Below are 10573 nucleotides of genomic sequence, written 5' to 3' on the forward strand. Positions count from 1 at the left end.
GGACGTCGGGTAACCGGATGACTACCGAGCGAGAAGCTGCTCAACGTTGATACGTCGGGCGGCTTCGCGGTCGGTCGCGTTGTTCCACCGGACCGCCTGCGCGGCCATACGTATCGTCATGAATCGAATCATCGCTACCTTGATGATGGCCTCGGAGTTGACGGTCAACGGCTCGTACTCCCGGGCCAGACGCCGATCACGTACCAGCCAGCCGAACGTTCTCTCCACCACCAACCTACGCGGCAGGACCTTGAAGCCCTTGACATCGTCGGTGCGCCTGACGATCTCCGGCAGGATTCCGAGCACGAACTGGTTCTCGGCGAGCGGGTTTGGGCCCGCCATCGCGCTGCGCGCGCGAGGTCACCACCACGACTGGCTGTTGCAGGCCATCACCGGCGGCACTCCGTCCGGCGGTGCCGGTTTGTCACGGATCCTTCCAGGTACGCCGGGCCATGCCCAGCACCTCACAAAGCGGCGCTCTCAGGACAAATATCCCCGCACGGCTGGACCGGCTCCCGTGGTCCCGCTGGCACGTGCGGATCCTGATCGGTCTGGGTGTCGTGTGGATCCTGGACGGCCTCGAGGTGACGGTCGTCGGCAACCTCACCGGCGCGCTCGCGAAGCCGGGCAGCGGCATCCAGATCACGCAGAGCCAGGTCACCGGTTTCGGCGGCGCGATGTACGTCGCGGGTGCCTGCGCCGGGCGCTGTTCTGGGGCTGGCTGACCGACCTGTTCGGCCGGAAGAAACTGTTCATGATCACGCTGGCCGTCTACCTCGTGGCGACCGGACTGACCGCCTTCGCCTTCGAAGCCTGGTGGTTCTTCCTGTTCCGCTTCCTGACCGGCTTCGGCATCGGCGGCGAGTACTCGGCGATCAACTCCGCGATCGACGAACTGATCCCGGCCCGGCTGCGCGGCCGCATCGACATCGTCATCAACGGGACGTACTGGTTCGGGGCGATGGTGGGTGCCCTGTTGACGGTGCCGCTGCTCACCGCCTTCCCGGCATTCCTGGGCTGGCGGCTCGCGTTCGGCCTGGGCTTCGTCCTGGGGCTGGGGATCCTGCTGGTCCGCCGCACCGTGCCGGAGAGCCCGCGGTGGCTGTTCATCCACCGTCGCGAACGCGAGGCGGAGCAGGTGGTCACCCGCATCGAGCAGGAGGTCAAGAGCAGCACCGGCGCCGCACTATCGGAGCCCGACCGCTACGTGGTCGTACGGCAGCGCCGGACCATCGGCATCGCCACCATCGCCAGGGTCATGTTCACCCGCTACCGGAAGCGGACGATCCTCGGCTTCTCACTCTTCGTCGGCCAAGCCTTCCTCTTCAACTCGATCACCTTCTCCTTCGCCCAGATCCTGGAGACCTTCTTCAAGATCCCGTCCGGCCACACCGGCTACTACTACGCGTTGATCGCGTTCGGCAGCCTACTCGGACCGCTGGTGCTCTCCCGGCTGTTCGACACGGTCGGCCGACGAGCCATGATCTCCACTACCTACCTGCTGTCCGGGGCGCTCCTTCTCGGCACCGCCGTGCTCTTCAATCGGGGCGTTCTCACCGCGACCACGTTGACCCCGTGCTGGTGCGTGGTGCTGTTCTTCGCCTCGGCGGGGGCAAGCTCCGCGCCTGACGGTGAGCGAAATCTTCCCGCTGGAGACCCGGGCGCTGGCCATCGCCTTCTTCTACGCCATCGGCACGGCGGCCGGCGGGACCGCCGGGCCGCTGCTGTTCGCCCGGTTGATCGGAACCGGTAAGCTCAGTGACACCGCGCTCGCCTTCACCATCGGCGGCAGCGTCATGGTGGCCGCCGGCGTGGTCGAACTGATCTTGGGGATCCGGGCCGAGCAGCGCAGCCTGGAAGACGTCGCCGAACCGCTGACCGCGCGGGAAGCCAGGCAGTCCGGGGGAGGCGGCGGTCAGCCCTCGGCAGCACCGGCCTGATCGGGGAGGGGTCCGGCATCAGCGAATGATCGACGCGGAGACAGCGGACCGCGGACGCCGTGCGGCAGGATGGGCTGGTGAGCCACGCGCAGGACGCCGACGAGGCCATCAAAATCTGTCACGCAGGTCCCGAGACCGGACGCTTTCCGCGCTCGGGGGCGTCCCCCAAGGGCAGACAGAGGCTAATGGGAGCTGTCGGGTCAGCCGCTGGCCTACCCGACACCCGGTAGCCGCGGTGGGTGAGCACTCCCTCCGCCAGGGCCGATGGTGAGTTCTGGGGTCAGAACGTTGACCTTGCCGAAAACCTCGTCCGCCCAGGTGCAGCCGCTGTAAGCGGATCTCGACGGTGGCCGCAGGAGCAGGGTCCTCTCCCGACTGCCTCTCCCTCCCCCGGCATGATGATCGGCCTTGCTGCTTCGACTGGCCTATCTCGGTGTGACGGACGCGTTGGCGTTACTGCGGCTGCTTCCGATGGTGCCGGCGAGGGCGTCGGCGCAGCGTTGCACCATGCCGTCGCCGCCCCAGACGAAGATCAGCTCGGCCCCCTTGTTCAGCGCCTTGCGGACCTTCTTCGGGGCCTCGCGGCTCTTCGGCACCTCGTACCAAATGGGGTTCTCGACGCCCGCGCCCGGCCAGCTCCGCCCGCAGCTCGTCGAGGCCGCCGCCGAGGGTCTTCCCGCGGTGGGCGACGACCGCGACCGTGCCCATCCGGGCGGCGGCCACCCGCGGGGCGCCCACGGAGGTGCTCGTGCTCATGGCCGCCGGTGTTACTCAGCCGATCAGATCCGTACGCGTCGCCTGCCTCTCACCGCGGTGCCGGCGGCTATTTGTGCCACCCGGAAGGGGTGTTCTTGGCAGGAAGTACTCTCCGTGTCCTCCCGGTGTGCATAGGGTCAGGCGGTAACCCGTCCTCTGTACGTCGCGACGTGGGCGAGGAGCGCAGCGGGATGACGGTCGAGACCGCGGCGGTCGCCGCCTGATGCGCGCGGCGTTGATCATGCTGGCCACGCTGGTGGTGGCCGTGCTGCTGGACATCGGCACGCGCAGGCTCGTCCGTCGCGCCGACCACGGTCGCTACCGGTGGGTCCTGGGACCGCTGCGGAACGCCTGCCGCCGTCCGACGGCCGCCATGCTGCTCCTCACCGGGCTGTACCTCGCACTGCCGCCGAGGCCGATTGGATGGCTCGGCTACGTCCGACACGCCATCGGGCTGTTGCTCATCGGCAGCGTCGCCTGGCTGGTGATCAAGGCGTTGCACGTCGCCGAGGGCGTCACCTTCAGCCGGCTGCCGCCGGAGGTGGTCGCGGACCGCCGGATCCGGCGGGCCCGAACCCAGATCCGCCCCGTCCGACGCTTCACCTCGGCAGTGATCACGATCGTGGCCACCGGCCTGATCATGACCACCTTCGCGCCCATCCGCGCGTTTCGGGATCTCCGTCCTAGGCTCGGCCGGCGTCGTCGGCGCGCTCATCGGCCTGTCCGCCCGGACCGTGCTGGGCAACGCGTTCGCCGGTATTCAGGTCGCCTTCTCGGACGGTCTGCACGTCGGAGACGTGGTGGTCATCGAGGGCGAGTGGGGCCGGGTCGAAGAGGTCAAGCTGACCAACGTGGTCGTCCGGCTGTGGGACGACCGGACGCTCATCCTGCCGACGACGTACTTCACCGAGCGCCCGTTCCAGAACTGGACCCGGCACGAGACGCGGGTGGTCGGCAAGGTCCAGATCCACGTGGGCCACACCGCCGACCTCGAGGACTTGCGCATGGAGACGCAACGGCTCGTCGAGTCCTCACCGCTGTGGGACCGGAGCCAGTGGGTACTGCAGATGGTCGACGCCACCGCATCGAGCGTCGTGATCGAGGTGCAGGTCTCAGCCGCCGACGGCCCAGCGCCTGGGACCTCCGCTGCGACCTCCGCGAGGGCCTGATCCGCTACATCCGCGACAACCACCCTCAGTGGCTGCCCTGCACCCGCGGCGAGTACAAACCCTGGCCTCCCCAGAAACCCGTAAAGGCCAACTCTGTGGGCGAAAGGTGCGTAGCGTTCAGGTGGGCCTGTGCCGAGGACCCACCCCACCGGCAGAAAGGGTATGAGATGTCGCTCGACGCGTTCCGCATCCCCGGCGGCTCCTTGGACGACTTGATCAGTCGGTTCTTCGGAGGGGACCCGTTCGCGGGACGTCCGGTGGAGCGGGTCGACCTGTCCCGGCTGCTCTCCACCGAATCGCGGCAACTCCTGCAACGGGCAGCCGAGCAGGCTACGGAGTGGGGAAGCCCGTACCTCAACGTCGAGCACCTGCTGTGGGCCGCTGCCCAGTCCGACCCCACCCGCCGGATCCTCGACGCGAGCGGCGCCGACTCCGACGACCTGGCTCGCCAGATAGAGTCGGCCGTCCCCAGGGGCAGGCCACGCGAGGACACGCCTCCGCTCGCGCCGGCGGCGAAGCGCGCCCTGCTCGACGCGCACCGCGAGTCGCGACGGTCCGGCGCGACGTACATCGGCCCCGAACACCTCCTACTCGGCATCGCCGCGAACCCGGAGACGACCGCGGGCCGGGCGTTGCGGGCCCTCGGTGGGGCCGTCACCGGGCCCACGCCGCCGGCTGGCGGCGCCGGTGGGCGCGGGGCCAGCACCACCCCCACCCTGGACCAGTACGGGCGGGACCTCACCGAGGACGCCCGGGCCGGGCGGCTCGATCCGGTCGTCGGGCGTGACGACGAGATCGCCGACACGATCGAGGTGCTCTCCCGGCGTACGAAGAACAATCCGGTGCTCACCGGCGAGCCGGGCGTCGGCAAGACGGCGATCGTCGAGGGCATCGCGCAGCGCATCATCAACGACGAGGTGCCCGAAACCCTGGCCAACCGGCGTGTGGTCGCACTCGACCTGTCCGGGATGGTGGCGGGCACCAAGTACCGCGGTGAGTTCGAAGAGCGACTGAAGAATGTGATCCAGGAGGTGACGGCCGCCGAGGACGAGCTGATCCTCTTCATCGACGAACTGCACACCGTTGTCGGCGCGGGCGGCGGTGGCGAGGGGGCCATGGATGCCGGCAACATGCTCAAGCCCGCCCTGGCCCGCGGCGAACTGCACGTGGTCGGCGCGACGACACTGAACGAGTACCGTCGCTACATCGAGAAGGACCCGGCGCTGGAGCGCCGGTTCCAGCCGATCCTGGTGTCGGAGCCGAGCGTGGAGGACAGTGTCGCGATCCTCAAGGGCGTACGCGACCGGTACGAGGCGCACCATCAGGTGCGCTACACGGACGAAGCGCTGGACGCCGCGGCTGAACTGTCCCACCGCTACATCACCGACCGGTTCCTGCCGGACAAGGCCATCGACCTGCTCGACCAGGCGGGGGCACGGGTCCGGCTGCGTTCCCGCACCCCGGCTCCGGACAAAAAGGAGATCGAAAAGCGGCTGTCCCAGCTGCGCCGGGAGAAGGACAGCGCGGTGGCGAACGAGGACTACCAGCGCGCGGGTGCGCTGAAAGCCGAGATCGGTGCGGCCGAGCGGGACCTGGCGGCGGCGCAGGAGGGCACGCCTCCGGTGCCCGAGGTGCACATGAGCGACATCGCCGAAGTGGTCAGCCGCCGTACCGGTGTTCCCGTCACCCAGCTCACGGAGGTAGAGAAGCAGAGGTTGAGGCGCATCGAGGAGCAACTGCACGAGCGCGTGGTCGGCCAGCACGAGGCCGTACGGGCTGTGGCGGCCGCCGTACGCCGATCGCGCTCCGGGCTGAGTGACCCCCAGCGACCCGACGGGTCGTTCCTCTTCCTTGGACCCACCGGCGTCGGCAAGACCGAGCTGGCCCGAGCCCTCGCCGCGGCGCTCTTCGGCGACGAGTCCAGCATGATCCGCTTCGACATGAGCGAGTTCCAGGAGCAGCACACAGTCAGCCGACTGGTCGGAGCGCCCCCGGGCTACGTCGGGTACGAGGAGGCCGGCCAACTCACCGAGGCGGTCCGGCGCCGGCCATACTCGGTGCTGCTCTTCGACGAGGTAGAGAAGGCGCATGCGGATGTGTTCAACGCGCTGCTGCAGGTGCTCGACGACGGTCGCCTCACCGACGCGCAGGGTCGCACCGTCGATTTCAGCAACACCATCCTGATCATGACAAGCAACATCGGCGCGGACCGCATTCTGGCCGCCCAGACGGCAGGGCGTCCGGTCAGCGACCAGCGCGAGGAACTGATGGGGCTGCTGGGGCAGCGGTTCCGGCCGGAATTCCTCAACCGGATCGACGAGATCATAATCTTTACCGGCCTAGACCGGGACCAGCTCCTCGAGATCACCGGCCTACTGCTGGACCGCACCCGCCGCCGGTTGCACGCACAGGACATCAACCTTGAGGTCAGCCCGGACGCCACCCAGTGGCTGGCCAACCGGGGCTACCAGCCCGAGTACGGGGCGCGGCCACTGCGGCGCAGCATCCAGCGTGAGCTGGAAGACCGGCTATCGACCCTGCTGCTCGAGGACGGGGCGAATCCCGGCGACACCATCGAGGTCAATGTCGGCGGCGGCGAACTCGACCTCTCGGTCCGGCCCGCCGCCGCGTCGGCCGGCACATGATGCCCGTCCCACCATCGTCATCGAAAGCCTGAGGAACAGCTCACGAATGACCTGCTCCTTCGGGCGTCGCGTCCACCATCTGCAGCACCCTCTATCTAATGCCGATCCCACAGCGGTGACGCTTTGACGAGCCGCCTCGCCTCGGCGCGGAGGTCGTCCGGGTCGGCGGTCTGATCGACGTGGAGCCTGGTCTCGCCGATCACCCGCGTCTCGTGCCGGATCCAGTTCTGCAAGAAGTGCTCGGTGAACCAGGTGGTGAGCAGGTTGAGCATCCGGTCGTCCCAGGGCCGGATCAGAAACGTTGGTCAGCTTCATCTCCTCGACGCGCCCCACTGCCCGAGGGGTCCCGGCCGGGGTACGCGCGGATCCGTTCCAGCAGCGGGCGCATGCCATGCCACGTGGATCACGACTGGCCCAGGTTGGTGACCAGGTTGACGGCGACGGCCAGGATGCCAGTTCCGAAGGTATACGAGAGCAGCGCGTGCCCGAGCGCGATCCGGCGCATGCGGTTACTCGTCGGTTCGTTCTCGCCCGGGGCGTAGGACATGCCGACCGTGAAAGCGACGTACGCGAAGTCGGCGTACGCCGGTGGATCGTTCCGCTTGAAGTCGATGCCACCGCTGTTGTCGCGGTAGTACAGCCGGGCGTACTTCAACGCGAAGACCGTGTTCACCAGCACCCACGCCAAGACCACCCCGACGACGCTAAGGATCACCAGCGTGACAGCGACCATGTCCTGCTGGTTCGAGGCGCGCACGAGCGCCTCGCCCACGACGGCGAGACTGACAACGGACGCGATCAGGATCGCCGAGTCAGTGGAACGGGAGTGCCGCTCCGCCTCGGCAAGCTGCTCGGTACGCTTCGGGCTCGCCGACCAGCAGGCCCGCCACACCCAGATGAGGATCGTGCCCGCCGCGATCGTCCAGATCACCAGCGGCGTCAATTCCGGCGCCCCGACCAGCGCGGCGGCCGCCCCGGCGACGACACCGACGGCCAACGACCACAGCGCACGCCTGACCGACAGCAGGCGTCCCAGCGCCGGTCGTCCCGATCGCTGCTCCACCCATTCAGCGTTCCGGATCAACCGGGTCGAGCAGCGGAAACCCGGAGCCATCACCGGATCGGGCTGCGCGAAGGTGGCGAGTCGACGGCGATCCACGCTCGAAGGCGGCTCGCGGCTGGTCCCGCATACGATGCTCGATGAGCCAGACTGTCGCCGTCCGGGGCGCCGATGAGACGGCCGGCAGCCGGACAAAGTCATCCGGCGGTTGCGCTCACGGGAGAAGTGCCGAGCAGGAGGCTGGCCGGCCAGTAACAGCCTGCGTCAGGGCAGTGGAGCCTGCGGCGAATCCCGGAATGGCCATCGGACCAGTCCGGTTTCGCGGAGAATGTGCTGGCGAACGAGTAGGCCCGGATCAAAAGCAGGGAGTCGACGTAGCGTCGGTGACGGCGGCGCTGCGTGGCGAAGATCCGATGATCCGCGACCCGCGAGCCGGATGAAAATGGGTGTTCAGCGGCACGACTGCCGGTGACAGGCCAGGACAGCACGAAGGACTCCACTTGGTACGCCCGGACGAAACGAAGGCGCCGCGCAACCGCAGCGCCAGAGGCGGAAGAGCGGCAGTGCGGTACGAGGACGACCCGCCAGCTCAACGGCGTGTTTCAGTGAGCCGGCACGGCCGTCGCTGCCAATCGGAACGGTTCCAACAGCATGGACACGTCGCATCGTCGGGCCGCAGGCTCCGGTGCGGATTGGGAGTCACGGATGTGGGCTGTCGCCGCCGGCGTTGACACACTACGCCTGATCACGGTCATTGAGGCCGCCGCAGGCTTCGGACTGATGCCCGCAGCCATCACCTACGTTCTGTCGATCTACCCACTCACCTCACAGCTCAGTAACGCGGCCCGTAAGGTGCAGACCCAAGCCGACGAACCAGCGCTTCCCGTTCCTTTACTACTTCCGGGCGAGGGAACTGTCGGCCACACTCCACACGTTCATCCGTGGCACCGCCATGGTATGTCTGCAGGCACGGTGGTGCATCTCCACGGACGCCGCCCATACGCCCGTGTGCAGGGGCGCGAACTGCAGCTTCGTCTTCAGCACTCCATCGACCAATACGCCATCGGCTTCCTGATGCGCGACCCCCGGTGCCTGCGCCGTCCGCTGGACGCCGACGACGCGCGTCGCCGCTGGCAGAGCTTGACTAACGCAGCCGGCAACTGGGGCGTGGACCGCCCTGGGGAGGACGAGACGGATCTCGACGAGTTCGCCCGGATCGTCGGATACTGCCAGACCTTCCTGGATAACCTGGCCGAGCAACATCTTTACCCGCCCGCGCAGCCTCCAGGGTGCGGGTGGCTTAACGTTAGTAGTCGATGGGTGAGCGCCAGTCGCCGACGAAGTGCCGGCGGCATTGACCCTCGCACGCTCCGGTGACACTGACCCCGGCGGGCAGCCTGTGGGCGACGCTGGTGATGGCGTTCGTTCTGGGGGCACTTCACCTGCTCGCACCGTACATCCGCCGGAGGCTGCCGGTGCCCACCCACGCGGTGGCCTCGCTCGGTGGCGGCATCGCCGCAGCGTACGTCTTCCTATACCTGCTGCCGCGCCTCGCCGAGGGCAACCAGGCCGTGGCCCACGTGCTAGAGGAAAAGGTCGACGTCACCCCGGCGCGCGGATTCATCCTGTTCTTCGTGGCGCTGGTCGGCTTTTTCACGTTCTACGTGCTGGAACGCGCCACCCATCGCTCAAGCGGCCACAAGCAGGAGCCAACCCGGGTGGTCTTCGCGTTCCAACTCGGCTTCTTCGCCCTCTACAGCGGGCTGATCACGTACACCCTGGCGACCAAGCTGCACGCCGGGCTCGGGCCGGCGGTGCTGTTCGCCGTCGCCATGGGGCTGCACGTGCTGGCCACCGACGGCGTGCTGGCCCAGCACTTTCCGGTCAGCCTCACCACCCGGTGGCGCCTCGTCCTCGTCGCCGGTGCCGGCACCGGCTGGCTGGCCGCTGTCGTCGCCCAGCCGACCGGCCTGCTGATGAACCTGCTCACCGCGTTCCTGGGCGGCGGGATCCTGCTCAACGTCTTCGTCGACGAACTAACACCCGAGCGTCACTCCAGCCTCACCTGGTTCACCGCCGGCCTGGCCGCCTACTCCGGCCTTCTCGCGATCGCAACCTTCACCGGTACGGGCGCCGCCTGAGGGCGGCGACTCACATCGCCGCACGCCCGCCCCCAGTGCCTCGACCCCACCAGCGAGGTATCGCGCCCGCCATGCCCGCACCTTCCGCCGGGCTTACACCAACCCCGGCGGCCGAGCCTGGCGATCTACCACGTGACTTTCGCCGTCAGCAGGCCGCCGGCGCCTTCGTCTGGGGCTGGTGGCCGACGCCGCGGTGCTGGTGACGGTGGCCTCGGCGTGCCTCCTCCCGAGCGGCAGCCGGAGTTCATGAAAGCGATGGAGCTGGTCCGCAGCTACCGGCAACGCCCCGGGATTGTGCGCTGGGGACTGTTCCGCGAGAGGGAGTCCCGGGAACTGACCGACGAGCGCGCGGAAGAGAGGTAACAGCGGGTCAGGCCGTACCCTGGCGGTTAACCCGCCCCTCCCCGGCCGCCTTCGACCGACCATGGTCGCGCTCGGTGCCGGCCGATCCGGTTGCGGTGTGCTCGTGCCGCTGGTCCGGCGAGTGCTCCACGGTGGCCCCTTGCCGGCCCCGCGCTCCGCTGCCCGGGTGCCGGCGGCCCCGCGCCGACACGCCGCCGCTGTCATGCTTGTTGCGCTTGTGGCTACCCATGCCCGGTGGGTACCCGGCACCCGGGCCGCCCATGCTTTCGAGCGGACGGCTCCGACGAAAAATGCCGAACTTGCTCGGTTCGCCGAGCTCCTCAAGACGGACACGGACGGCGGGCCTTCCATCATCTGCACCGCTATCGGGCCCGCGGGCACCGCCGCCGGAGTCGATAAACCCTGACCCCACCCACACTCGGGCAAGCCCTCCCTGGTCCAGAATAGGGGTGAACCGCCCTGAAAGCGACACACCGAACAAACCTAACAAAGTGCTACT

The 10573-nt window shown here is 68.3% G+C and carries 11 protein-coding genes and 1 pseudogene; 7 read left to right on the plus strand and 5 right to left on the minus strand.

Going from position 1 to position 10573, the window contains the following annotated elements; translation table 11 throughout:
- Positions 1-102 precede the first annotated feature (102 nt).
- A pseudogene (locus Vgi01_RS29975) lies at positions 103-300 on the minus strand (transposase); the annotation flags it as partial.
- 233 nt (positions 301-533) lie between these two features.
- On the opposite strand from Vgi01_RS29975, the gene Vgi01_RS31020 reads away from it, so the two are divergent.
- The 3 genes from Vgi01_RS31020 to Vgi01_RS31025 are packed head-to-tail and all read left to right on the plus strand — an operon-like array spanning position 534 to position 1940.
- Positions 534-725: a hypothetical protein gene (locus Vgi01_RS31020; RefSeq protein ID WP_239089261.1), complete on the plus strand. Its 192-nt coding sequence runs from the start codon at positions 534-536 to the stop codon at positions 723-725.
- A gap of 23 nt (positions 726-748) precedes the next feature.
- Complete coding sequence (locus tag Vgi01_RS29980) at positions 749-1753, plus strand: MFS transporter (protein WP_239089260.1); 1005 nt, start codon at positions 749-751, stop codon at positions 1751-1753.
- Entirely contained in the window at positions 1737-1940 is a 204-nt protein-coding gene (locus tag Vgi01_RS31025; protein ID WP_239089256.1) for a hypothetical protein, read from the plus strand. The genes Vgi01_RS29980 and Vgi01_RS31025 overlap by 17 nt, the downstream gene beginning before the upstream one ends.
- Positions 1941-2365: 425 nt before the next feature.
- Here the strand turns inward: Vgi01_RS31025 and Vgi01_RS31030 are convergent, their stop codons facing one another.
- Both Vgi01_RS31030 and Vgi01_RS31035 read right to left on the minus strand, forming a co-directional pair.
- Positions 2366-2536 (minus strand): diacylglycerol kinase family protein, encoded by a 171-nt coding sequence (locus tag Vgi01_RS31030; RefSeq protein WP_239089257.1) that lies wholly within the window; start codon positions 2534-2536, stop codon positions 2366-2368.
- Between the two features lie 592 nt (positions 2537-3128).
- Positions 3129-3326: a hypothetical protein gene (locus Vgi01_RS31035; protein ID WP_239089258.1), complete on the minus strand. Its 198-nt coding sequence runs from the start codon at positions 3324-3326 to the stop codon at positions 3129-3131.
- Between the two features lie 104 nt (positions 3327-3430).
- Here Vgi01_RS31035 and Vgi01_RS31040 point away from each other — a divergent pair, with 104 nt between their 5' ends.
- Together Vgi01_RS31040 and Vgi01_RS29995 are read left to right on the plus strand one after the other, a co-directional pair.
- Complete coding sequence (locus Vgi01_RS31040) at positions 3431-3865, plus strand: mechanosensitive ion channel family protein (RefSeq protein WP_239089259.1); 435 nt, start codon at positions 3431-3433, stop codon at positions 3863-3865.
- 167 nt (positions 3866-4032) lie between these two features.
- On the plus strand, positions 4033-6510 hold the full coding sequence (locus tag Vgi01_RS29995) for an ATP-dependent Clp protease ATP-binding subunit (protein ID WP_204293308.1): 2478 nt from the start codon (positions 4033-4035) through the stop codon (positions 6508-6510).
- A gap of 95 nt (positions 6511-6605) precedes the next feature.
- Here Vgi01_RS29995 and Vgi01_RS30000 read toward each other — a convergent pair whose 3' ends face one another.
- The gene (locus Vgi01_RS30000; protein WP_158244849.1) at positions 6606-6782 is read right to left on the minus strand and encodes a hypothetical protein; all 177 of its coding nucleotides are present in this window, start codon (positions 6780-6782) and stop codon (positions 6606-6608) included.
- Between the two features lie 131 nt (positions 6783-6913).
- Positions 6914-7669 (minus strand): DUF1345 domain-containing protein, encoded by a 756-nt coding sequence (locus Vgi01_RS30005; protein ID WP_204293306.1) that lies wholly within the window; start codon positions 7667-7669, stop codon positions 6914-6916.
- Positions 7670-8275: 606 nt separating this feature from the next.
- On the opposite strand from Vgi01_RS30005, the gene Vgi01_RS30010 reads away from it, so the two are divergent.
- Both Vgi01_RS30010 and Vgi01_RS30015 read left to right on the plus strand, forming a co-directional pair.
- Positions 8276-8947, plus strand: coding sequence for a hypothetical protein (locus Vgi01_RS30010; protein WP_204293307.1), 672 nt, complete (start codon positions 8276-8278; stop codon positions 8945-8947).
- Complete coding sequence (locus Vgi01_RS30015; protein ID WP_091330077.1) at positions 8944-9711, plus strand: hypothetical protein; 768 nt, start codon at positions 8944-8946, stop codon at positions 9709-9711. The genes Vgi01_RS30010 and Vgi01_RS30015 overlap by 4 nt, the downstream gene beginning before the upstream one ends.
- The last annotated feature ends 862 nt before the right edge of the window (positions 9712-10573 follow it).

It is taken from the genome of Micromonospora gifhornensis (assembly GCF_016863515.1).
Classification (GTDB): domain Bacteria; phylum Actinomycetota; class Actinomycetes; order Mycobacteriales; family Micromonosporaceae; genus Micromonospora; species Micromonospora gifhornensis.